The organism is Bacilli bacterium (assembly GCA_035326105.1).
Classification (GTDB): Bacteria; Bacillota_I; Bacilli_A; order RFN20; family CAG-826; genus UBA7706.
The window spans coordinates 491,325-515,690 of sequence record DAOKYO010000002.1; the positions used below are offsets into that span (position 1 = coordinate 491,325).

General features: G+C 39.3%; 21 protein-coding genes and 2 tRNA genes. 2 read left to right on the forward strand and 21 right to left on the reverse strand.

The genetic code is table 11. The features are described 5' to 3' along the window. Positions 1-2: 2 nt before the first annotated feature. Genes PKC96_06775 through PKC96_06785 form a run of 3 tightly spaced genes read right to left on the reverse strand, consistent with a single transcriptional unit; the run spans position 3 to position 3,734 of the window. The gene (locus tag PKC96_06775) at positions 3-566 is read right to left on the reverse strand and encodes an FMN-binding protein (protein ID HMM01018.1); all 564 of its coding nucleotides are present in this window, start codon (positions 564-566) and stop codon (positions 3-5) included. Positions 567-577: 11 nt separating this feature from the next. After that, a complete protein-coding gene (locus PKC96_06780; protein ID HMM01019.1) occupies positions 578-2,395 on the reverse strand; it encodes an RnfABCDGE type electron transport complex subunit D in 1,818 nt (605 codons plus the stop codon). A 16-nt stretch (positions 2,396-2,411) separates the two neighbouring features. Then, the gene (locus PKC96_06785; GenBank protein HMM01020.1) at positions 2,412-3,734 is read right to left on the reverse strand and encodes an RnfABCDGE type electron transport complex subunit C; all 1,323 of its coding nucleotides are present in this window, start codon (positions 3,732-3,734) and stop codon (positions 2,412-2,414) included. A gap of 249 nt (positions 3,735-3,983) precedes the next feature. On the opposite strand from PKC96_06785, the gene PKC96_06790 reads away from it, so the two are divergent. Then, positions 3,984-10,556 carry a hypothetical protein gene (locus PKC96_06790; protein ID HMM01021.1) on the forward strand — a complete coding sequence of 2,191 codons (6,573 nt, stop codon included), beginning with the start codon at positions 3,984-3,986 and terminating at the stop codon, positions 10,554-10,556. Between the two features lie 91 nt (positions 10,557-10,647). Here PKC96_06790 and PKC96_06795 read toward each other — a convergent pair whose 3' ends face one another. From PKC96_06795 to PKC96_06865, 15 genes are all read right to left on the reverse strand, one after another. Next, positions 10,648-12,150, reverse strand: a complete 1,503-nt coding sequence (locus PKC96_06795) for an ATP-binding cassette domain-containing protein (protein HMM01022.1) — start codon at positions 12,148-12,150, stop codon at positions 10,648-10,650. Between the two features lie 147 nt (positions 12,151-12,297). Then, positions 12,298-12,555 carry a thioredoxin family protein gene (locus PKC96_06800; GenBank protein ID HMM01023.1) on the reverse strand — a complete coding sequence of 86 codons (258 nt, stop codon included), beginning with the start codon at positions 12,553-12,555 and terminating at the stop codon, positions 12,298-12,300. A 39-nt stretch (positions 12,556-12,594) separates the two neighbouring features. Continuing rightward, complete coding sequence (locus PKC96_06805) at positions 12,595-13,575, reverse strand: permease (protein ID HMM01024.1); 981 nt, start codon at positions 13,573-13,575, stop codon at positions 12,595-12,597. A 204-nt stretch (positions 13,576-13,779) separates the two neighbouring features. Continuing rightward, the gene (locus PKC96_06810) at positions 13,780-14,088 is read right to left on the reverse strand and encodes a metalloregulator ArsR/SmtB family transcription factor (GenBank protein ID HMM01025.1); all 309 of its coding nucleotides are present in this window, start codon (positions 14,086-14,088) and stop codon (positions 13,780-13,782) included. Positions 14,089-14,746: 658 nt separating this feature from the next. Further along, a tRNA-Glu gene (locus PKC96_06815) sits at positions 14,747-14,823 on the reverse strand. Between the two features lie 7 nt (positions 14,824-14,830). Beyond that, positions 14,831-14,905, reverse strand: a tRNA-Asn gene (locus tag PKC96_06820). 68 nt (positions 14,906-14,973) lie between these two features. Further along, entirely contained in the window at positions 14,974-15,204 is a 231-nt protein-coding gene (locus tag PKC96_06825; protein HMM01026.1) for an acyl carrier protein, read from the reverse strand. Positions 15,205-15,285: 81 nt separating this feature from the next. After that, positions 15,286-15,483, reverse strand: a complete 198-nt coding sequence (locus tag PKC96_06830) for a hypothetical protein (protein ID HMM01027.1) — start codon at positions 15,481-15,483, stop codon at positions 15,286-15,288. A gap of 16 nt (positions 15,484-15,499) precedes the next feature. Further along, positions 15,500-15,838, reverse strand: coding sequence for a hypothetical protein (locus tag PKC96_06835; protein HMM01028.1), 339 nt, complete (start codon positions 15,836-15,838; stop codon positions 15,500-15,502). Continuing rightward, positions 15,828-16,466, reverse strand: coding sequence for a hypothetical protein (locus PKC96_06840; GenBank protein ID HMM01029.1), 639 nt, complete (start codon positions 16,464-16,466; stop codon positions 15,828-15,830). The genes PKC96_06835 and PKC96_06840 overlap by 11 nt, the downstream gene beginning before the upstream one ends. Next, the gene (locus PKC96_06845; GenBank protein HMM01030.1) at positions 16,463-17,158 is read right to left on the reverse strand and encodes a hypothetical protein; all 696 of its coding nucleotides are present in this window, start codon (positions 17,156-17,158) and stop codon (positions 16,463-16,465) included. The genes PKC96_06840 and PKC96_06845 overlap by 4 nt, the downstream gene beginning before the upstream one ends. Continuing rightward, a complete protein-coding gene (locus tag PKC96_06850) occupies positions 17,151-18,200 on the reverse strand; it encodes an ATPase, T2SS/T4P/T4SS family (protein HMM01031.1) in 1,050 nt (349 codons plus the stop codon). Before PKC96_06850 ends, PKC96_06845 begins: the two co-directional genes overlap by 8 nt. Next, positions 18,193-18,579 (reverse strand): hypothetical protein, encoded by a 387-nt coding sequence (locus PKC96_06855; GenBank protein ID HMM01032.1) that lies wholly within the window; start codon positions 18,577-18,579, stop codon positions 18,193-18,195. The genes PKC96_06850 and PKC96_06855 overlap by 8 nt, the downstream gene beginning before the upstream one ends. Then, positions 18,572-19,579, reverse strand: coding sequence for a hypothetical protein (locus PKC96_06860; GenBank protein HMM01033.1), 1,008 nt, complete (start codon positions 19,577-19,579; stop codon positions 18,572-18,574). The genes PKC96_06855 and PKC96_06860 overlap by 8 nt, the downstream gene beginning before the upstream one ends. A gap of 3 nt (positions 19,580-19,582) precedes the next feature. Further along, positions 19,583-19,921 carry a hypothetical protein gene (locus PKC96_06865; GenBank protein HMM01034.1) on the reverse strand — a complete coding sequence of 113 codons (339 nt, stop codon included), beginning with the start codon at positions 19,919-19,921 and terminating at the stop codon, positions 19,583-19,585. 120 nt (positions 19,922-20,041) lie between these two features. Between PKC96_06865 and PKC96_06870 the strand changes: the two genes are divergently transcribed. After that, the gene (locus PKC96_06870) at positions 20,042-20,593 is read left to right on the forward strand and encodes an AAA family ATPase (GenBank protein HMM01035.1); all 552 of its coding nucleotides are present in this window, start codon (positions 20,042-20,044) and stop codon (positions 20,591-20,593) included. 11 nt (positions 20,594-20,604) lie between these two features. Here the strand turns inward: PKC96_06870 and PKC96_06875 are convergent, their stop codons facing one another. From PKC96_06875 to PKC96_06885, 3 genes are all read right to left on the reverse strand, one after another. Then, positions 20,605-21,540 carry an SDR family NAD(P)-dependent oxidoreductase gene (locus PKC96_06875; GenBank protein ID HMM01036.1) on the reverse strand — a complete coding sequence of 312 codons (936 nt, stop codon included), beginning with the start codon at positions 21,538-21,540 and terminating at the stop codon, positions 20,605-20,607. 1 nt (position 21,541) lies between these two features. Continuing rightward, positions 21,542-23,032 carry an MATE family efflux transporter gene (locus tag PKC96_06880; GenBank protein ID HMM01037.1) on the reverse strand — a complete coding sequence of 497 codons (1,491 nt, stop codon included), beginning with the start codon at positions 23,030-23,032 and terminating at the stop codon, positions 21,542-21,544. A 64-nt stretch (positions 23,033-23,096) separates the two neighbouring features. Continuing rightward, on the reverse strand, positions 23,097-24,365 hold the full coding sequence (locus PKC96_06885; protein ID HMM01038.1) for a hemolysin family protein: 1,269 nt from the start codon (positions 24,363-24,365) through the stop codon (positions 23,097-23,099). Between the last annotated feature and the right edge of the window lies 1 nt (position 24,366).

Consider the following 24,366-nt stretch of genomic DNA (forward strand, 5'->3'; position numbering starts at 1 on the left):
CCTTACTCTGCATCCGCTAGATAATCTTGCGCGGCAGCATAAACCGCAGGCAAGACTCCTTCACGGGTGTGGGTTGTTCCACTCTTTAACCCAATAGTGTCGGCCTCGAGTTTTTCTAATGCCGTATCAGCATCTATACCCTTTAGATAAGTTGTTAAAACATTGAGGTAATCTTGACCAAACCCTGGAGTCTCACTGCTTGTAATAACAACGAATCCAGCATATTTTCCATCTTTGAAACCAACTTGAAATTTGATTCCATCGCTACTATAACCAGTTACGCTTGCGTCGTAAGCAATACCAAATAAAGTATCGTCTGAAGCATTTGTGATTTCCAACTTAGACACAATTCCTGCATCCTGCAGATTGGAATTAACCTCAGGATTATCGAGCTTATAGCCATCAAACGAAGTCAGTTCAAATAATTGAAGATAACCGGCGTTTTGGGCTTTGACTTCATTCTCTTTAATAATTGGTGAAGTCAGCTCGTTTACAACGGCTAAAACTCCGGTACATCCTAGACAGGTAAGCCCAAGAAATAATGGTAATTTAATTGATTTTTTCATAGTGTTCCTCCCTAGCCTACATAGACCGTTGACAAACTATCTTTAACTGCAAGTAAAAGCCGATCAAAAGAGTAGGTGATTCCGCCCGTAAATTCATCAATTCCGGAGGTGGTAGTCAATTCCATAAGATCGACTACAACTGCATCCTTGTAATAACTCATCGCCTGTTCTAAATTATTTTCCCAGGTCGTCTCATAGGGTTTGCCCGTAGTTTCTTCACCGGAAATTGAAAGGCCTACGATGGTATCATCAGTTAATTCTGCCGTTCCCTTTGTATCAACATAGGTAACGACATTGACTGTTTGTTCGCCAAAGTACTCTTCCGCTTCCGGAACACCCGTAGTGGCACTGCCTTCATAAACCACAATGTTTTCAACTGCATTTTGAACGGCGGCAAGAACGCGGTCTGTCGTATAGGTAAGACCACCGACAAAACCATCGCTACCGGCGATTGTTTCTGGCGTCAAAGCCTTGATTTCCTCAAAACTCAAAGATTCATAATAACTAATAACTTTTTCTTCGCTTGCTTTCCATGAAGTATCGAAACTTCCGCCCGTTGTCGGTGTATCTATTTTCATACCGACCAAAGTCATATTAATGTCATATTGCATTGTCACCGTCGTGGTCGTAAGTCCATACTCACCCGCAGCCGGAACATCCGATGTGGCGGTACCGACAAGTTCCCGCCAAACTTCAATTACTGGAGGTTCGGGAACGACTGGAGACTTAGGCGCTTTCGCATAAGCTATGCCTCCATTGAGACCGATTGATATAGCCGCAATTGAGCCAATCCAGGCCCACTTAATTCCCAATTTATTATTATTTAATCCCGATACAAGGTGATCGATAGTCGGGGAAAGCATATTACAGATGGCAATTGAGAACATCACGCCCTCCGGATAAGAACCCTGAATTCTAATTAAAACCGTTAAAAAGCCAGCAATAACACCAATTAACGATTTTCCGAACATCGATGTTGGTCCACTTACTGGATCGGTCAGCATAAACACCGCTCCAAACATCAATCCACCCATTGCCAACTGAATGAGAATGTATTCTAGCGGATTAACGCCGATAAAAATGGCTATGAAAAGCGAAGTTAAAACAACCGTTCCTAAATAGAAAACCGGAGTCCGCCAGTTGATTACTTTTAAAGCAACTAAGCCAATGCCAAGCAATAATATAAGGGCGGTGAACGTTTCACCAAGAGCGCCATTATACGTTCCTAGCCACAATTGTCCTAAATTAAGGTTAACCTTTGATAAATCAGCCGATAGCCAATTGGTTAGACTGTCAAAAGCAGACGTGACAGTAACTCCCCCTACCAAAGACGAAGGAGCGCCGGCACCCTCAATGGTCGAGGTTAATTGGGCCCCAAAGGCTAAGCCAACCAAAATCCGACCAAATATTGCCGGATTAAAAATATTACTGCCAAAACCACCGAAAATATGTTTGGCGATGATGACGCCAAATATTGTTCCGATAGCTACAACATAATAAGGAGTTCCTATCGGAAGGGTAAGGGTAAAAATAATTGCGGTCACCCAAGAATATTGGGTGATTACTTGATGAAGAAGATATTCTCCATACGGCCCTTTTTTCTCGTTATAACGAATTGATAGCACGAGTATATCGCTTAAAATAGCCGCCACTTCGGCCACGACTAGCATTAAGATCGCCTTAACACCATAGTCAGAGCCGTTGGCAACAAAATTAAATACAACCCCAGCTAACCATACAATTGATAATGCTCCAGTAAGAATGAGCATAATCTTGGTTGTGGATTTTTTTGTCCGCGTTGCCGGACCGATACTTGATACAAATTCCATGTTTATCTCCTCAGTCTCACTTTTGTTGCTTACGCGCCATCTCAAACCGCAAAATACTCTTTGCCCGTTTAACGGCATCAGAGATTTCGATTTTTGAAGGACAAACGTATGAGCAAAGTCCGCACTCGACGCATCTGAGCGTTTCTAGTTTTTCAAGTCGGACATGATCTTTTGCATCCAAGGCGCGCTTAATTTCCACCGGTTGGAGACCGATTGGGCACTTATATGAACACATGCCGCAGCGCAGACAAGCAGCCGATTGCTTCCGATATTCAAGTGGCTTTAATACTGTGACGGCTCCCATCGATGATTGAATCACCCATTGATCATTTGGCATTGTCCGACCAGTCATCGGTCCGCCGCTAACCAGAAGGATTTGCTCGCAGGCATATCCGCCAGCCGCTTCGACAATTTTATCTACCGGTATTCCGATTGGAACTTGAATATTAATTGGATTTACTATGCCATCGCCGCTGATTGTAACCAAACGGTTGACCAATGGTTCCGCTAGAACTAATGCCCGATAAACAGAAGCTGCTGTTTGCGCATTGTTTACGACAATTCCACATTCGATTGGTAAGCGCGCATACTCGCGATGAAAAATTTCGCGGATGAGTGTTTTTTCATAGCCCATTGGATAAAGGTCCGGCACTTCCACAAAACGAACATTGTGATGTCCTTCTAAAGCACGTGTGTAAATCTCCGCTAAAGGATGCTTGTGGACTTTGAAAGCTATTACCGCTTCTTTTGCGCCCGCCGCTTTCCGTAAAATTTCCGCTCCTTCGACAACACTTTCTGCATACATTTTCATAAACAGATAATCGGTTGTCAAATACGGTTCACATTCGACCCCGTTAATCAAAACGGCATCGACATTTTTTGCCTTATCATACTTAATGTAAGTTGGGAATCCAGCACCGCCTAAACCGACGATGCCCGCTTCTTTGATAAGAGAGACAATCTCTTCTTGACCGGCCTTCTCAACATCAATTTTCTTAAGTGGATTGACGAGCATTTCCTGCCTGCCATCACTCACGATTACTAGATGCGGAGCCACACGACCAATCGCAGCATTATAACGATTCTCGTTAGCCGCAACTTCACCGGAAACCGAGGCAAATTGTGGAACATAAAAATCCGTTCGCTCAAGAATCTTGGTTCCGATGAGAACATGGTCACCTTCCTTGACTAAGACATTTACTGGCTTGCCATTTGCAGAGGCCAAAGGAAAATAAACTTTGAAACCAACAGTGTCGGCAAGGATGATTGATTCCTTGCTCTTTGTGAGTTCTTTTTGACCAGAAATATGTTGATGGCCAACTGAACCAAAAATCTTCATAATTTCACCTCTCAAAACATTGAAAGTATATCACAATACAATTTGATTATGAACAGTAAATCTAGCAAATAAGTTCGTTTCTGCGCGTACGCGCATAGCCATCAAAACTGTGTTTTTTCAACTCACGTGCAAATAATCTTATATATTTTCGAAAATTTAGTGCATATTATAATGATGTATATAATTTTTTTTGCTAGAATAAAAACATAATAGGGGGCAATAGTTAAACAATTTAAGGAGGAGCAAATCATGCATCTAGTGTTTTCTAGTTTGGCCGGTTTTGATCTGAATCAAATCTCCCTCGTTTGGAATATCATATTTTTTGGGCTCATAGGTATCATTTTTTTAGGCTTTATTTTTGGACTATTTAGACGCTTATGGAAATCGACATTTGCTCTTATTTTTATGGCGACCTTACTGGTTGTCGGTTTCTTTATGGTTAAGCCTATATCTGATTTTCTAATTGATTTTCAACTTTCACAAGTTCCCTTTGTCGAGATTCCTTCCTCCATTAGTTTGACGTTGAACGGAACGATCTATCCGATATCTCTTGCTACTGGGCGAACATTTGTAAATGAACTATTAACTTCCGCATACCAATCTTATGGAATAAGCCCCGAGGCTAATCCTCAATTGACGAATTATATCGCCGCGTTAACGGTGGTAATAATTCGTTACGTGGTATTCTTTGTAACAATGCTTTTAATCGCCATTTTTGGCCCAATTATAAGTCTGATAATTCGGGCAATTATAAGCGCTTTTATTCCTAAGTCCGCCAAAAAGAAAAAGAAAAAGTTTCGGCTTATATCCGCGACCGAAAACATGATAAGAGTGGCCTTGGTTTCGGCAATGCTGGTCATACCTTTTACCTCCATTATCAATACGATTAATCAGGCTTTTCATGATCCGGATAATGCCGAGGTCGTAGGAATCAACGACCCAAACTATGCCAGTATTATGAGCTTTTTAGATGCCTACGATAACTCTCTTTTGGCAAATGGTCTTTTCAATTGGAATGTAAATGATGAAGGAAAGTCCATTGATACCGTCTTGATGGATATGGCGACCGGGGAAAAAACCGGAAATGTCGAAGTTACATTATCTAATGAATTGGGTTCTGTTGCCGGCATTAGCAAGACACTTATTTCTGCCGGCTTTTTGACCGATGATGGTAGCGGAGCATTACCTTATTCCGTCCTGATGAGCGATGCCGTTATCACTTCTTTATTCAGAAACCTTTCCAACTCTGGATTGGTTGTCAGCGTCTTGCCTTTGGCCGTATCCTTGGCTCTTAATACGGAAGAAATTAAATCGGTTTTAGGCGAGGAAGTCATCAGTCAAATTGAAGACGAATTTCAAGATGTAAATTATAAGGACGAACTTACGACTATCGGAGGCATTGCAAGTGACCTCGCCTCCAGCGGTGTGGCAACAACTTTAATTGATGAATTGACAAGCGACGAGGAGGTATCACAGGAAGTAATGATCGATCGGATATCCCTTCTTTTGGACTCCGATGCCGTTCCATCGGTAAAGTCGGCCCTTACCAAAATTGATGATTCCAAGCTTTTGTCAACTATTTTGCCGGCCATCCTTTATTCGACAGTTCAAAGTTCACCCGATTCACTGGGAGCTTTCGCGGGAGTTCTTCCAACAACATGGGAGGGGATGAAATCCTATAAGTGGGGCAATGAATTGGCAATTGTCTATAACTCCCTGGCCCGTTTTTACCAACTTGACAACAATTTTTTACACTACGTTGTTAGCGATACCAGCGAAACATCGTCTCTTGCCGATGGACCACAGGCTCAAGGCAAAAAAATTTCCGGGAACGTTCTGTATGCCCTTTCCGATTCTAGTCTTTTAACTTTCGTCAGAGATAATTATAGTGAAATCATTGGCATCCTCGCGGGTAATTTTGACAGCAATGGCTTACCGACCGATATTGATGAGGAGGGTAAAAACACTGATTTAAATGGCGCTTGCCTTTTAGATAGCGACCTTATTGCCGATGGGGTAGATGTAATTGCCGGCCTCTTAATTTCATCGATGGCCACCGGGGATAATACTGGGATGGCTGATGATATTCAAACTGCCATCGATGAGCTTAATAGCACTGTTTTATCGACGCAAAGGTTAAATTACAAGAAAGAATTTAATGCCTTAATTACGATTATGGGCGGACTTTTGCAAGATGAAAACACGGTCGCGGTTTTAAACCAAGAAGCCGAGGCAACGACTATCATTGACGACGATAATTCAAGAAACAATTTGATTTCTCTTTGCGGAGATATTGATAACTCAAAATTAATTGGTTCCATTCTTCCGGGAATAATGGAAGATGCCGTCTCTAATTTATCTATGCTTACGGATTTCGGATTATCGGTAAACGATTTTGATTTCCATGTTGATAACTTCGGTACCGAATTAGCCAATATGCTGGAGGCTTATCCCGATATTCAGGAAATAAGTTCCACAATATCATCTTCAACCGATATTTTGGCTTCATTCGGTGAAGAAAATTTTAGTCAATCTTTAAAAAATATGCTTACGGCTTTTTATGATTCAAAAATTCTTAATCCGATTAATGAAACCGAATCAGATGCCACCTTCAAGAAAATAATCGAGTATGTGTTTGATCAAGCCAGTGATGCCACAAGCGGAGCTATTGATGTGGTTGAAGTAATGAATGCCGCGGATGATGTCGCTTACTGGACTGATGCCCAAGCGACTGACGCTCTCGGAAGTCCTGCCACCGGTGAGATTTCCCATTTAGTGAATGTATTATCGACCATCAGTTCGAGCGGAATTCTTACCGCTATGGAAGAAACCGATCCATTAAATGCCATCACTTCCTCAATGATCACCACCACTTTTAACTCCATCGATCAATCAGCATTATTCAGTGTTTCTTTTGATAATATTTTAAACTATTTCCTCGGGCCTTCCATTTACGACTCCAGTACCCCTCAAGTAACATTTTCCAATGTTAATGATTGGTCACAAGAAGGAGTGAATTTAGCTATCGTAGTCAGCAATGTTCAAAGTGCCGCTATTTCTTTAAGTAACTTTGACCCCACAAAAATTGATGGTGCTTATTTAGGCCCCATGCTGGATGCGCTCGCCGATTCGCAAATCTTTGTTCAAAAGGATGCGCAGACAAACGAAGATGTTTATTATTACGGAGATTTCTTGCTGAACAAGTTGAAAGCGAGTGCCGGATTGAACGCTTACATCGTTGACTTTGGTGAAAGCATTGGCGACAGCAGTCCCTTTGATACCATCACAAGTGATTTTAGCCTGATTAATGTCGATGGCGATGTTGCTTCATCCATCAGTCATTGGAAAAATGAAAATGCGCGCATCGTCACTATTATCGATAGTCTAAATAATATTTCCGTTCCCGTCGGAACAAATGCCCTTGATTATTTGGCCAATGGCAGCGCCAGTAATAGCGAACTAGAAGCGGTTATTGATGCCGTTAACGACAGTTCTATTTTACGGATGATTATTCCTAATGCCTTCGATGGCATCTTCTCTTCTGCCTCCTTTGAAGTGGCGGGTTTATCTTTAAGCGCGGCTAATGTCACGCCTTTAATCGGGGGTGATGCTACCAACCATTTATTTGATGACTATACATCACTCCGCACTTTCCTTACTGAACGCGGGGAAGAAATAAACAAAATCGTCGACATGAAAGAAGATATTGATAGTTTGTCCACTCTTAGCGACTTTACTTCCATCAATGATATTACGGAAGGTACGCGCGATACTTTGAGAACTATTTTGCACAACATGAATACCTCTGAAGTATTTAATTTAAGCGGGATTAATCCCAATGACTTAACTAGTGACAAGACGGTTTTTCAGCAGCTGATTTATAAGATTATGAATGATAGCAGTCTTAGTTCTATCGCTTATAACACTAACAATCCTAAGATGGCAGCTAAAGGTTATACGAGCGCTGAAGACAAACTTAACGGCGATATTGCTGTATTATTTCCTTACCAAAATGCCGATTTGGTGGAACAAGGAACGGAAATTGATAATTTCGTCGATGTTTTCACAGCTTTCTTGAACGCCGATTCTTTATCCGGCGTTTCCGGACTGGATGCCGGCAGTATCGCCGGGGCAATTGATGCCGCGGATTTACAGAGCATTCTTTCGGCTCTCAATAACAGCAACCTTACGTATGATGTTGTTCCCAGTTTAATTGATACCGTTGCCACCAGTTCTTCTCTTTCAATGAGCGGAATTGATTTTTCCGCCGCCAATCCTTATTTTGCTTATCAATACGTCAACGGTGAATTTAACGGTTTGGCTACTCCTGATTATGAGGCTAAATATCCAGTAACCGAGATTTCTTCAATAACATCGATCTTTGATAAAGTGACGGGGACTGATGGCTTGCAAAGTATCACTGCGAACATCAATGATTTATCAACTATTGATGACAGCAAAATATTGACTATTGAGGATGCTCTTTCTGAACTGAATAGTTCATTCATCTTCAATCGATCCGGTTATAATGTCGACTATGCCGCTTCGCTTTCCATCGGTGAAACTCCTTTGAGCGTCTTCCAACAAGTAATGAAAAAACTGCTTGTTGATTCGCAATTATCCGATGTTATATATAATACGGAAAGTCCGAAAGATCAAAGTTTCGGCTATCTTGATGCCGGGGCGAAGACAATTGACCAAATTGAGAATACTTTCCCGACAAATGCGACCGAACTGAGTTCGCAAGAAGCCGAGATTGGTAACTTTATGGACATCTTCCGCGTTTTTAAAGCATCATCATCCTTGAGCTCGGTTTCGGCTTTTGATGCTTCCTCAATAGCCAGTTCCATTGACTCTGACGATTTGGAGTCAATTCTCATCGCTTTCAATAGCAGTGAACTCGCTTATGATGCCGTTCCTAACCTTATCAATAGCGTTGTTAATGGTTCCAGTTTTTCAATTAGTGGTCTAGACATATCAGCCGCTAATCCCTACTTTGTTTATAAATATGACGGAAGCGATTATCTTCCATCTATGAGCGAAAATTATTCTACTCACTATCCGGAAAATGAAATTTATGGACTAGGCGAGATTTTTGATCAAATAACTGGCACAAGTAGTACCGATGGTCTTCAAGATATCGCCACGCGGATGAATGATATCTCAACGCTGACAAGCAGCGATATCCAGCTTATTGAAGACACCTACCTTAATCTTTACCACTCATTTATCTTTGGCCAAAGCGGAGCCTCTCAATCATATGTTGACACTTTGCCTTTGGGTGATAACCCGTTGACAGTTTTCGAGCAAGCGTTGGTAAAAATCTTAACTGATTCTGGGCTGGCCAACATGGCTTATGATAATACCCATGATATTGCCTATGGCAGTGCCAGTGATAAATTAGAAACTCGATTGATTAATTTCTCCTCGACCGTTATTGACGAACAGCTGATGAACACGACGGTTGAACAGGAAATTAACGACGTTATGAACATTATCCGAGTGGTAAGTTTCCGGCTTCCGAGCTTATCTACCGTAACCGATTCTATAACCGATGTTTCGAGCGCTGATTTAACCTTGGCTTTGACTGCGATTAATAATTCAAATTTGGTTTATGATGCCACGGCAAAAATAATCCAGGAACAGCTTGATAATTTTGGCTTTACCGCCCTAACCGAAGGCTATGAAGGAAAATACCTTGGTCAAAGAGCATATGACGATGCTTCGTCCGATATCGTGATTACCACTGATATTAATGACAACACTACTGCGATTAATCTTGAAGCGACTGCCGATGTCGATACCGACGGCAGAGATATTTACTATCTTGGCAACCTAATGGACAGTTTCACCACCACTGGTGGTTATTTGAGTTTTGATAGTGCCGGTTTTGACATTAAAACCGACTTCTTGGATCAGGGAAAATCATTAACCCAATTGATTGATTTCTTGAAGAATTCGCACATGATGGCAACCTCAGCCGATAATGGCATCTTCTCGACTAAAACCCGTTCGCTTGTGTTATATAATTTACTTGATGGAAAGATTGCCTCTAGCCATGGGGGCGCGGCTCAATATATTAACGGAGCCAGTAAAACTGAACGTCTGAACAGCGTGGAAGATATTTTTACCCACGATTACTATACCGGAGGCGGCAATGATGACTTTTCACCAATAATTGAAGGAAAAGCGCTTGACTTAGCACTAACCAATTTTTCATCGGTAGCGGGATTAACTGGAGCGAGTCAATTGGCATCAGTTGGATCAACGGTAAAGGCGCTTGTTGAAAGTACCTATGGCTATGATGATAATGGCATTCATACTGGAACTAAACGAGCCTACTTTGCAAGCGAAGTTATTTCCGGTTATATCACATCGGCCCTGAGCGGTGAATATGCTGAAGCCCAAAATGAAGAAAATGCCAATGGAAGCGCATCGATCGTTATACCTAATGAAGTTATCGATTGGCGGGGAAATGATTACTTCTATCTCAATGATCGCGAGGCTACCGGATTTGAAGTAAGCTTACGCTTAATTGCTGACTTTACAACTGATACTGGTTCCCCTGAATGGGAAGAACGCATCCAGGAGGATTTCCGTCTGCTCGGCTCCTTGAATGACAGCTTCCCGCCAAACGGCACCGGAGCAGCTTGGGTTGATGCAAACAGCCACGTCGGTCAACTGCTTTATATGTCGGCTTTTATGCCTTCATTAACGGGGCCGATGGCTATTGTTAAAAACGGTCTCATCCTTAACGGCCTCGGTGATAGCTATGCAGATAATTTTGTCTTCGAAAATGTTGGCATTTATCTCACTGCTTAGTAATAAAGCCCCTTTATGATTATGAAATGCACCCCTATTCTTGGACAAAAACAGGAAAGGGGTATTTTTCATGAAATAAACGGGGCTTTTTTTATATCGTCTCGAGACGTAAATTTGTAAGACTCTCTTCAAAAAGATAATCATGAGAAACAATTATTACCGCCCCGGGAAATCCATTGATAAGATTAACTATCGTTGGTATCGAGGTCGGAGCAAAATTGCGCGATGGTTCGTCTAAAAGTAAAATATCATATGTCGATGTTACAAATAACATTAAAATAATAACTTTGCTTTTTTGTCCACCACTTAATTGGGAAAAAGGATGTTCCATTTCACTCGCGGTAAATAGCATCCGGCCTAACAATTGACGAATAAAAGTAATTTCGTCTTTATTTTTATTAGCCGCTAATATTTCAACAGGCGTTTGATTATTAAAGCCTAAATCATCGAGATTTTGCGGAAGATATCCGTAGCGATAGTTTTTGTTGGGTTGTGCGTATAATTCTTGAAGAAAGGTTGTTTTACCGCTGCCATTTTTTCCCTTCAGTAAAACATGCTCGCCACCGCTGATAGAAAATCGAAAGTTTTTAGCCAAAAGCTGTCCACCCTTTGAAAGTAAATCTTTTCTCCAATCAATAATATTGCCGAAGGTTTTTCTTTTTAAATCCATATTAACTTCAACATTTAAAAATGGATCGTCATCTGGAAAATCAAGAAATTGCTCTTTCTTTTTTTCTAGTCTTCGTCCAAAGGATTTAATCGTATGCATCTTTTTTTTCAAAAGTCGACCTTGTACCGGATCCCGTACCGCTTGATCCTGCCGGTCTTTTACTTTACTATATATTTGACTATATTTTTTTGCTTGCTTCTGATATTCGCTTCTTTGCATTTTTGCTACTTGATATGTATTTTCGCGGTAGGCTTTTCGATAACTGACGTATTCATTGTAGCTATAAGCATAAAACTCACTTTTGGCGAGTTGTTTCCGATTTTCCAAAGAAAGAACAATTATTTTTTCTGCCGCTTCGCTTAAAAGATCCACACTATGTGACACAAAAAGGATCATCGCTTTGCTTCTTACAATAAAACGCTTGAGGACTTCCATCGATTCATAATCAAGATTATTACTTGGTTCATCGAGCAAGATAACTTCTGGATCGAAATAACTGATTTTTGCCAGTGCCAGCCGAATTAACTCCCCACCAGATAAAGTCTTTATCTTACGATTTTGATGGAAGATATCGATTGGAAAGGCGAACTGTTTTAAGGCATTTAACGCATAGATTTTATCCTTCGGTCTTACATTTATTTCACTAAAGGGAAGAAAAAAATAATCTTGAAGAAGATACTCACCATATAGATGAGCAATATCCTGTTCAAGTAGTCCGTAATCTTCAACGCCTCTTATTACCCCCGTAATGGAAAGCTTGGAATCCGCTTTATGAATAAGGGCTTTTAAAAGAGTTGATTTTCCATTTCCTTCCTCACCAATAAGAGCGACATGTTCACTCGGATTTATGAAAAAAGAAAGATCGCTAATTATTTTACGGCCTGTTGAAACTTCTAATATATTTAAATTATTTATGGTAACCATAATGAGAACTCCTTTTCGTTTGTTTTTAGGTGAACGAAAAAGATTTATAATGCTATGTTTTCGTTCACAAGATTATATTCTCATTGGTGGTTACTCCTTGTTCGTTTTTAGATTAGCATATTTAATTAAAAAAATTAATAATATTTTTTAGGCCTTCTTCGAAAAAGCTATCGCTTTGGCAATCAATTCTTTAGCCTGAGAAACATTAAGTACTCTTCCTGAAGCATATATTCGATTATCAATTACCAGCGCGGGTGTCGAAATAATTCCCATCGCTAGCATACCCTCTTGATCTTGATAAAACTCGACCTCATCGGTGATGCCTAGCTCTTGAGCGGCCTGAACTACTGCCTGATAATTTTTGGTTGATTTAGGACAACCGCATCCTATTGCTTGTATTTTCATAAAAATACTTCCTTTCTTTTTTCACCCCTAACATTGAATCTAAATTAATAGAAAGCCAAAAGCATTAAACACATATCCGATGATCATTATTCCCGCGACGACAATTATGATGAAGGCGGTTAATAATTTTGGCTTAATAACTTTTCTGAGCATAATTAAGGAGGGTAGAGATAATGCTGTTACACTCATCATAAACGATAAAATCGTTCCTAGCCCGGCACCTTTGCTGTATAGGGCTTCGGCGATGGGCAGAGTACCAAATATATCCGCATACATCGGAACCCCGATTACCGTCGCTAAAGTGACTCCATACCAGTTATTGGGTCCAAGCAATGACATAATCCACGACTCCGGAATGACGTTGTGAATTATACTGCCGATTCCTACGCCGATAACGATGTACCAAAATACCTTTTTGTAGGTTGTTAGCATCTGCTCTTTGGCATAAATGAGCCGTTCTGTTTGAGACATTTCATAGCCGTCAATTTCTACCACCGATTGATTCTTGGTCACGAAGTCTTCAATATTCTTTCCCAGTCCGGTTTTTTCAATAATCGTCCCGCCGACAACTGCTAAAAAAAGTCCTACAACCACATAAGCGATCGCAATCGGCCATCCAAAGAATCCGACCAAAAGCATCAGGGAGCCCAAATCAACTAGCGGACTGGAAATTAAGAAACTGAATGTCACTCCGCTGGCCAGTCCGGCGCGGGTAAAACCAATAAAAATTGGAATTGATGAACAGCTGCAGAAGGGAGTAACCGTCCCAAGTAACGCACCGATAATATTTGCACCCACTCCGTGGTACTTTCCCAAAATCTTCTTTGTTCTCTCCGGAGGGTAATAAGATTGAATATAAGATATGATAAATATCAAAACACATAAAAGAATCCCAATCTTAATAAAGTCAAAAACAAAGAAATGAACTGAAGACTCAACTTGATATTGCCAACTTATAGAATCATACTTGCCACCCAATAAAAATATTAGCTGCCAAATTAAATCGCTTAACCACTTCATTCCTAAAATTTGATTGCTGATAAATGACCATGGAGCTTTTGCTATATCCCAGCCGATAAACAAACCAATCAGTATATTTATGATAATGGCAATTAATATGATTAATATGCCTAGAAGAAACCATCTGTTTTTTTTCTTAGTTAAAGTCATACATCCTCTCCATCAATAATATATTGACATTCATCAATGTTTTCGATAAAAAAATCACTTGCAAGAGCAGACTTCCGTATCATCTTCTTTTTCAAGACAAATTTCCCTGATAAAAGCAACTACCGCGCATATATTTTCGCGTTTCAAACTATAATGGCACCAGCGGCCGTCTCTTTCTACCTCAACCAGTTTTAGATCAGCCAGGACTTTCATATGATGCGATAGTGTTCCCTGCGTAATGTGCAATTCTTCCAGGATATTGCAAGCGCATATTGAATGACGACGGGAAATTATTTGAAGTATTTTAAGCCTCGTGCCATCGCTTAGGGCTTTAGCTATTTTTAAAAACTCTTCGTTGCTCATAGTTTCTCTCCTTGCCATACTATTTATAAACTATATATTGATGTTCGTCAATGTAATGCTGCAAAGATTTTAGTAAAAAATAAGTTTTTAGATTCCAAAATCATTTGCTATATAAATAAGAAACAGACCCCGACACCCGTATTAGTGAATTTAAAACCCCGAAGTACTGGTGATATTGAGCTAAAATCCTAACCGGCTTGTTGTTTTTATTTTGAATAAAGAACAAATTGTTTTAATGCTAATGCTCTTTCAAAACCAACCCTTCTACATTAATAATATCAACTTAATTGTTAACGTTACATTGAAGTCAATTCATAGAATTTTCTTTTGTATAGCTCTCTTTTATCGTTTTTGCACTCCTCCTTACTAAAGGATTATGATCATATTTTCCATATTAATAAAATCATACAAATCATAAAAAAATTATATTTTACTCCGCTGGACTAATTATACCTGTTATATAAATAGGGCTCAAATCTCGGGTAGCGCATCGAAACACCCTTTATAAAAGATGGCTTCGGATTCAACACCAATTGCATCGTTGACTTGTAGTCTTGTCCAAATCATTTGGTCATCCTTTGTAATTTTGAACAAAAAAAAAAAGACAAGTAGTGTTAACACATATTGTGTCATCAACTAATTGTCCTAATTTTTGTAATGGTGACCCGTACGGGATTCGAACCCATGAATGCATGCGTGAAAGGCATGTGAGTTAAGCCGCTTCTCCAACGGGCCAAAGAAATGGCGCCTAGCGTAGGATTCGAACCTATAACCGATCGGTTAACAGCCGATTGCTCTACCGTTGAGCTAGCTAGGCACCTTTTGCGTCACTTGGACGCATGTAGAAATATATCACATAGATTGGTTCTATGCAATATTTTTCACTTATTTATTTAATTTCTTCTCGATTGATTTATAGACATCAGAAACGGTCTTAAATTCAATCATTTCATCATTGCTGAATTCAATTCCAAACTCTTCTTCAAGCTCCATCATCAGCTCAACTAAATCGAGCGAATCAAGACCTAATTCACGGAGTTCGGCTTCCGGTTTAACTTCATCAACCTTAAGTGTTTTAGCAAAAGCCTTCTCAATTTTAGCAAGCGTGTCATCCATATGATATACCTCGGTTCTTTGTGCTATGCATTATCATATATTACCGAGAAATCCATTAAAGTCAAGAATAAGGGGGAACAATTACCACTGATTTTGGTCAACAAACGTTATTTTAAAGAATGCGAACGCCGGCTTTTGAGCGGCGTTTATTTCTTCGCTCAATCGATTGGATATCTCGTTGGCAGTACTTTGAAACATCGCCTTAAATGCTGTAGCCATGATACCGAAGATCATCAACACCAGCAGTATCGTTAAAAGTTGTCCTTTTAATTCTCCCATAGTATTTCACCTCCTTTCAGTTATAGTAGCCAATTACGACTGACCTAGTTATTGATATCATCATTTCTTCACTACTGATAATTAACGGATAATAATAATGAGTAAGGGTAAATGTTAGTTGATCGCCAAACTGAGGAAAACAATTACTTATGCACTTCACTTCCACCTGATTGTTGGCCGCAATTACCTTGATAGAATCATCCAATTTGCCGATTTTGCTAATTTTTTGCGCGATAAGTTGAGAAAGAGAGTCTAAATCACTCCTAATAATTTGAATGCTGAGAATATCACCGCCTAAAAGGAATGTTTGAAAAACAAATACAAGTGAGAGAATGAAGCCGATTTTAGAACCCATTAATAATCTCTCCTATTGATTCCATTACACCTAAGGCCAAAGTAAGAATCAATAGTCCCCCACCGAGCATTGGTAAAAAGGATACGGTAGCGTAAGATTGTTCTAAATGCTCAAAACGTTCATTTGTCTCTATTGATTGAAATTGTGAAAAAAGATGAAAAAAATTATTGAATGAATTCTTTTGACTTGAACTGTTTTCATATTGATATAATTGAATGATAATTTCCTCTATAAGGTCGGATTTAAAAGAATGAGCAAATTTTATAAATGGGGCCACTGACTTATCTAAATTGATTTCGTATATCAACTCTTTGACATCCTCTTGGATCATAGGTGAAGATAGTCTATTTGCTTCCGTTAAAGCATAATAAATCGTGGAATCATTATTCAGAAAATGGCGAACTCTGCTCAGGAAGTAAACCAAGCTTGCCAACCTGTCCTTGCTTTTCAATGATTTTAGACGGTGATGGTAGCTAACCGCCATAAAAATAAGTAAAATGATACTCATTAGAGCGATATTCGTAACCAGGCGATTTTTGGTTATAACAATAACAAAAGATAGAAATAAAACCGTGACGATTGCCATTAAAACTAGTAGTTTGAACCGGGATTTGTTTTTTTTGCTCATATTTGCTCCTTGATAGTAATTTCGCTTTTAAAGATGCGACATCCGAAATAAAAGGTCATTATCAGAAGAATGTATAAAGTAACTAAACCTAAAGAAATATAATGATTGCTGATAATCATTTCATAGATGTCTTTAATACTAAAGCGCATCATAATCGCGGCTAAAAAACATAATATCCATAGTATTAGAATTTCGATGGTTTTTCTTAATGAGAGTTTAATGACTTTTTGAAGATGGTTTTCCTCGCGGTGGATATCATCTAACAAGTATGTTGTCAGCGTCAAAATATCACCGCCTTCATTAATATAGATAGTAATAATATCTTGAAAATTCCGATAAATAGGATAACGAAAATACTCGTTTAGGGCTCTAATGGCTTCAACCGCTGATAAACCACAGACTAAAGATCGAATAAGCGATTTATCATTTTCCCGTTCAAGATAAAAAATAAAGGCATCTTCAACTGTCTTTTTAACGTTGATGGCTACAATCAGATTACTGACGAAAGAAAAGCACATTCTTTGTTTCTTAATTAAAGATGCAATGATGCTGCCTTCATAAATAATGCTAATTAATCCCAGCAGGATAAAAATAGACGCCAAATAAAAAGTAGGAAACGGCCAGAACATCAGGGCGGCAATAGCCTCAAACACGATGGCAAAAATTGCGCCTATATAGATTTTTTTAATCATTTTGTTTCTCTTTCCAGGTCTTATATAAATTCGAATTTATTTCCTCGATCATTTTGGCAAAGTCTAAAGGCAAGGGATAATAGAAGGGTTTGTCCTTTTTCTGATATATGAGATATGGAACTGAATGCTCATAGATCACAACCTGAGTAATCTGACGAACAATTCCTTCGTTGGTTATTCTCTTTTCCATATGGATATATAGAGGTATGTGATTGGTTATGTCTTCAATTTTCGACTTTGAAGAATCAATCGAATCATGGTCTCCCATCAATTCTAAGACACGATAAGGAGTTAATTCCGCTTTGAGACTATGACAGGTAAAAATACTTGGATGCCCACTTCTTATCGAAGATATAATATCTTTCATTTCTCGACCGCGCGCTTCGGCAAGAATAATCCAATCGGGATTTTGCCGTAAGCTGGCTCTAATTAATTCTTGTATCCGAACCTCATCATTATCGCTTACTCGCCAAACAGAAAGATCCAGATCATATTGATTGTTCTCCTCAATCTCATCCACTGAATCAATAAGAATAACTCGTTCATTATTGGGCAAGAGCGTCAAAATAAATTTTTGCATTTCCGTCTTTCCGCTACCCGCTTTACCGGAAATGGCCATCGATAAATTGCATTGAAGATAAGCGGATAATAAGTCATAAAGTAACTGATTGCCAGTTTCTGTTTGTCGAAAATCAATTATCTTTTGATTGTGCTTCCGAATTGAAAAATGTATGACTTTCTCCCCATTTTTTCGAGCGAGACTGTCGTGAATTGCGCTGATTCTTAAATTGGCAATTGAAGTATCCATAATTGGTTTTGCCGTCGAAAACAGGACATTGTTTAAATTGGCTATTTGGCGAATAAAATCGTTGGCTTCGCTATGAGAAAACTTAATATCACTCTTTTTGCGGCCTTGCGTATGGGTGAAGAAAAACACCGAGGAGCCGTTATAACTGATATCTGTAACATCATCATCTTCCAGTAAAGTTTTTAACGGGGAAGAAAAAATATACTCAAGAAGTTTTTTTTCATTTTCATTCATATTGATTAATAATGCTGAACGTCAGTCCCTTTTGATACTCGAAGAATTGGGAAAAAGGAACTCGCAAATGAATGTCCACTACGCGGCACCGATCAAAGCAAAGTCCATCTTGCTGTTCGTTAAGATAGGTAAATGATATATAGAAAACGTCGGTGACGGAATATAGTTCCTTTATTAAATATGATGTGACGGAAGACTCCAACTCCGCCGGAATAAAGTATAACAGTTCTGGGTCTGCGCTGGTGACATCAACCGAATTCTCCACAACTCCACCGGCAAGCAAATAAAAAGTTCGATTGATGTAGTTAACCCGATAAGAAAAATCATAAATAACGACAAAGTTAACCAATAAAGTAAAGGCAACCAGCATATTAAGCATGCGTATATATCATCCTCTCCGCCTCAGGTATCCCCTGGTATGAACTTGTCCCCGTAGATATATAAGCCATCGCTTGGTCCATATCGCCAATCAAAGGATGAGCATATAATATTTCCCCATTAAAAGTGGCCGCGGTTCGATTAAACCCTATGTTATATATTTCAATGGAAAAATTAAGTTTACTCCCTTCCATAAATGAGTTTTTGGGAAAATAAACCAGCTCTGTCTCTTCATATCCTTGGTGAATTCTTTCTTGCGACAACTGATAGGTCTGCGTATCAAAATAAATGGGAACAAGTGAGAAAATATATACATTATTGATAAGCTTGATCCGCATCGGAAATATTGCCTTATCTTCCTTACTAAAAGCCGGAAAAAGATTGTTTTTGTCATCAATTATTAGTTGCGCCCACATTTCTTCGCTATGATGCGAGGAACTTGTCACTGCCATTTGAAAGGGTGAAAAGTCAAAATGATGATATATGGGTTCCTCCTTCTTAGCGCTAAAATTCGTAAACCATATATTTTCATTTTGATACTGAACATCACCTAGCGATGAAACGTGGCAAGCCATTCCTTCCGGCACATAGTGCCTTACAAAATTAATGCTTATATGTTTGTTTTCCCGCGGAAATATGGTTATCGTTTTACTGCGGAATTTTCGTATTTCATTATTTTTCCAAATTGCAATTGTCAATCGCGTCTTTTCGACAATCGTCCGCCTAGCAATCGTCATGACAAAGGTTTTGTTCTGCCCATTGATGAAAGTTGTGTCTTGAGCAAATATCGATTCAAAGTCGCGACTTGAATCGCTGATGCATACGGTTACTCCGCCTAATCCGGTAAAAAATGGTTCCACGGTAAAGGCAAGATTGTTACTGATTTCGCTATCCAAAGGAAAAACATTAATATTTTTAATGACTAATGCCGGATTGGTTTCAAATACGAGCAGATTTGTCCCTACTACGGACAAGAAACTAAATAGCAATGATATCCGCATATACTAGTATATATATGATAAAAACTCTTTCATGGATATTAGTTTCAACCGATAGTATGTTGCCCGACTATAGTATTTTTGCCACCAATTCTTTTCATCTAAAAAAAAGTAATCACTTTTTAAAATCAAAGCGTATTTAGTCGGTATTTCATCAAGTAAGTTATTTATTAGCGCAACAAAGTTTTCTTCATTATCACCCGTTTTTTCTTCCGCCAGATAAAAATTTGGTCGTTCAATGCCCTTGTCGGCGATTTTTTTACGCGTCTTATAAATTCGATATATGGCCCCTAAGCGCTTGAACTCTTTGCTTAATTCACGGAAATTGGCTGTGTCTACTTTCATATAAAAATCCTTCTTCCAATACGTAAGTAGCAAAAAAAAATCTTTTTTTTCAGTTTTTTATCTAAGTTATGCCATTTGTTGGCAAGTTAATATATAATATAAACTAATTGGAGATAACTTATGATCATACTTGTCGGTGCAAGCGCCTCAGGAAAAACGGAAGTTGCAAAAACGCTCGCTCAAAAATATGGTATTCGCAAAATTATCACTCATACGACAAGAGATATGCGTAAAGGGGAGCAAAATGGAGTTGATTACTATTTTGTATCCAAGCCGGATTTTTTAGCCCTAAAAGAGCAAAATGCTTTTGCTGAGACAACCCTTTATAATGGAAATTTTTATGGTACAAGTAAGAAAGAGATTGGGGATAACAAAGTATTACTGGTCGACCCTAACGGCCTTAATGCATTTAAAAAATTAAACAATCCGCGAATTGTTACTTTCTTTTTATTCGCAGAAAGTCCAACTAGGCGAAAAAGGATGTTAGCGCGGGGGGATGACCCGAAAGTTATCGAGGAGCGCCTCACCAACGATCAGATTAAGTTCGCACCGGAAAATGTCGGCCTCACCAATTACGTGATTGACAGCGAAAATCAAAATGTGGAAGAAGTAGCCGATTGCATATATAGTCTCTATCAGAAACACTTAGCTCGCTTGGAATGCGACAAATAAAATTGTGACTTTTATCTAATGATGGTTTGGGCCCATTGCAATAGGTCTTGATCATCTTTTTTTATGTTCCGGGGATATTTTATTTTTTTGGGGAATCCGGAAATATGAAATGGTCCCCGGGGAACAAAAATATAATTGGAATTATTTTCGTCCGCCATTAAACTTTCAACAATGCCGAGGCAAGCTTTTCGCGGATGGTGAACAAAAATATAGAGAAAACGATGTGCCGCTCGAGAGAAAAATTCGGAAAAACCCTTTGATTTACTATTGACTATGCCCGTTGCCGATACTCCCGGGTGCATCAGGAAAACCTGACAATTATTTGGTAGTACACTGCCGTCGCTTAATTTTCGGTTTTTTGCCAGTTGATAGGATAATCGGCCAATCATGGTCTTTGAAACATTGTATTGTTTTTGAAGCGAAAGTTGATTCAGCGATTCTTTATTCAATTGAGTTGGGAGACTCGTATTCCACCAAATTAACGAGCCAACGAAAACGAGGTGCACCTTCTTTTCACTCTTAAGAATTCCACTTTCAATCAATTTGCTTATAAAGTAAAACAAGCCCATAAAATTCACGCCGATAGTCAACGGATATCCATCTTCCGTTTTCAAATCGGCGGAAGGATGATAGATTCCCGCATTGAAGACTATGCCATCAAAAAAGGCTTTATCCCGTTTTAACTTTAAAATCAGGGCCTCTATTTTCTGTTTTGACGCTTGATCATATTCAACCATTTCCAAATTAGCCTTTGGATTCAAATCCAAAATATCTTCACGGGCTTTTTTAGCCCGTTCCATGCTGCGGCAAGCCATGGTTACCTGCGCACCATAACCGGCTAAAATACGCGTAGTTTCATAACCGATTCCACTGTTGGCCCCGGTGACTAAATATTTTTTTCCTTGAAGATTCTTCTGGTGCCGTGCAATATAACTTTCTAGTTTCATCTTACGCTCCCGCCTTAATACTTTCCGCTTCTTCAATTTCTTTTTGACTGACAAAAGATCTTTTCCATGGAGCGAAACGGAAAACAAAAACACCGATTATCGCCCGCACTACTTCAACCAATCGATCAATGACAAAAATGAATACAATGAGGTTGTCCTCGATCCCGAGTGCTCGCATAAACTGATGAATTCCCGACGCCTGCACAAAGGCACTGCGATCAATGAAAACAAAAAACAAAACCAAGGGAATTTTAATTAAAATGTAGGGCAAATTGGTGATAAGTAGCGGACTGCGGGAATATCCGCCTGCTCGGGTGATAAATATGATATTTACCGAAAAGAACATAAAGGGAAGACTTAGCGCATGGATGACCATTATCTGGGTTAGTAATTTTTGAGTGTCGGCTTCAAACCCATATATGTAATTAACCAGTGGTATAGCCGCAACCATAAAGATGGTCGCAACCAATGAAAAAATCATGACATAGCCCAATTGCCAATGGGCATTTTGAACAGCTTCCTCCGTTTTGCCCGCACCTAGGCGCGAACCAACAAGAATTGATGCCGCGGTTCCCATACCTCCTACAAAGGCAGTAACCATATCGACGATCCGTTGCGATAAATTGACCGAAGTAATATACATCGCATTGCCATAATCAATTCGGGCATAACTGAAGAACATAAAGATGGCAATGCCTTCAGTAATAATTTGGCTGAGTCCAATCGGTATTGAATAGACAAAGACTTTTTTAGCCAAGGATAAGGGAAATGAAAACAATTCTTTAAATGAACCATAAAACTCAGGCTTATAGTGGAAATAGTAGAAAAGCAAAATACTTAATTCCACTAAGCGACTGATAAATGTGGCAATGGCTGCGCCTCTGATGCCCCAGTTAAATCCGTAAATCAATAAAAAATTGAGACCAAAATTGGTGGTTGCACTACCGATAGTGGCAAATAACGGAATGGTGGTATGTTTTGATGCCCGCAAAGCAAAAGCAATCGGAGTTGTAAACAGCAATGGTATGAACGTCAATATAATAATACGAAGGTATTGGGTTCCATAATTGACCATGAGAGCGCCATCATTTTCCGTGGTGGCAAAAAAGCGAATAATGTCTTCCGCATATACGAAGCCAAAAATGCCCAAAATAAGGGTAAAGAAAGCGACCATCACAAAACTAAAACCAAAAACCTGTTTTACTTTTTGATAGTGTTTGGCTCCCATATATTGAGCGATATAAATTGAAGCCGAAACCGCAAACATTGTAACTATATTAAAAGCGCTATTGAAGTAGCGATTGGCGATCATAATTGAACTGGTGCCGACTTCTGCGCTCCCAAGATTTGCTAGCGACCATCGACCGATCATCGCCGAGTCAAGAAAGTTGACAAAAGCGCTTAAAAGCTGGTGAATGGCTATCGGCAAGGCAACGACAAAAAGCTCATGGTAGAAAGCTTTATTGCCGATAAACTTTTTAATAAAATTCATAGATACCTCGAAAGAGACAAGAGAAATTATACTCTCGTCCGCACAATTTATCTATAAAAAACCATTACTCTTCCGCTGACGAAATTTTTTCAACCTTTACTTTATTAACCGTAAATTGATCGGCTTCCGTGATCGTAAAAAGATAACCGCCAAATTGAAAACTATCACCAACCTGAGCAAAGCGATCAAGCATATCTTGGCAAAATCCTCCGACCGTGGTATAGTCCGTATCTACTTCTTGGGAACAATCAATCAAATCAAAGAAATCTTCGATATTCATCATTCCGTCAATGATGAACATATCCTCGCCAATTTTTGTCACTTGTTCTTCAATCTCATCGGTTTCATCCCAAATGTCGCCGACAATTTCTTCAATGATATCTTCAAGGGTAATGATGCCTTCGGTTCCCCCAAATTCGTCAACCACAACCGCCATATGTCGTTTATTGGTTTTAAAATCCTCTAGTACATCACTGATAAGTTTAGAGCGATGAACAAACATCGGCTTAACCATAATCTTTCTTATCATATCCGGGGTAACATTTTCTTTTACAAGGATTGCCTTCAAAAGTTTTTTGGTCGGGATTATGCCAATCACATTATCGACTGTCCCCTCGTAAACCGGAATTCTTGAATAGGTGAAAATATCGCTGTCTAAAAGGACTTGATTAATGTCGTCTTCAATATCTAAGGCAAAAACATCGACGCGCGGAGTCATACATTCAAACGCCTCCGTGTCGGCAAAATCAATCGCCGAATGGAGCAGTTCGCCCTTCTTCTCGTCGATTGCGCCGCTTTTCTCGATCTCATCCACCATGACGTTTAATTCTTCGTCGGTTGTATCGTCCGCTTCTTCTTTGGCTTTACGTTTTTCGGACAAACGTTTTCTCATTTTATCAAGCGGTATGGTAACCACCTTAACTATCGGAAAAAATAAGTAATAAAAAACTCGCATTAATGGTGCGTATAAATGGGCCAAAGTAAATGAATAACGCAGTGAAATAGTCTTAGGAGTGATCTCACAGAAAATTAATAGCACCAGAAAAACAATCGCCACTCCTATGCTTGAAGCAACTTCACCCATCGATAGAGTAATCATTGCTACCAAAGATGAAACTGCCACATTAGTCAATGCATTGCCTAAAAGAACGATTGATACCGTATCGCCAAAATTTTCCGCCAATCCAAGTGCCAATTTATTTATTGGTGTCGGTTTCCTCTCAATTTCTTTTTTTAGTCGCAAATGGTTAACCGAACCATAAACAACCTCCGCGCTGCTAAAAAAGAAACTCAACAGAAGCAGAATACCGATGAGAACGTACTTAAAAATCATA